Annotated in this window: 1 protein-coding gene; it reads right to left on the reverse strand. The window is 74.4% G+C overall.

The genetic code is table 11. The features are described from left to right. On the reverse strand, positions 1–512 hold a 512-nt coding region (locus CCN42_RS40950), incomplete at its 3' end, for an ABC transporter ATP-binding protein (RefSeq protein WP_143662285.1). Positions 513–581 lie beyond the last annotated feature (69 nt).

Here is a 581-nt window from a genome sequence, read left to right on the forward strand (position 1 = left end):
GTGGTCGGCTCGTCGAGCAGCAGGACGCGGGTGTCCTGCGCCAGCGCCATGGCCAGCCGCACCCGCTGCCGCTCACCGCCCGAGAGCGCCTCCACCGGCCGGTCCGCCCAGTGCGCCACGCCGACGTCCTCCAGCGCCCGGCGCACCACGCCGTCGTCGCCCTCACGCAGCATCCCGAGCGGGCCGCGAGCCGCGTACCGTCCCTGGCGCACCAGTTGACGCACCGTCATGCCCGGAACGCCCGGGGCCGACTGATGCAGCAGCGCCACATGACGGGCGGCGGCCCGCCGGGAGAGCCGGGCCAGATCGTGCCCGCCGAGCAGCACCCGTCCCTCGCCGGGCCGAAGCAGCCCGGCCGCGAGCCGCAGCAGGGTGGACTTGCCGCAGCCGTTCAGCCCGACCAGGGCGGTCAGTTCGCCCGGCTCGACGGCCAGGTCCACGCCGCGCAGCACGGGCCGGCCGGGGTATCCGAAGTGGACCCCCTCGACACTGATGCCGACGGGTTCGCTCATGCCATGTCCCTCACGTCCGTATCGCGTTCAGCAGATCCGCCATGTCCGCAAGCCCTAGGTCGTGTCCGC

The organism is Streptomyces glaucescens (assembly GCF_002154375.1).
Classification (GTDB): domain Bacteria; phylum Actinomycetota; class Actinomycetes; order Streptomycetales; family Streptomycetaceae; genus Streptomyces; species Streptomyces glaucescens.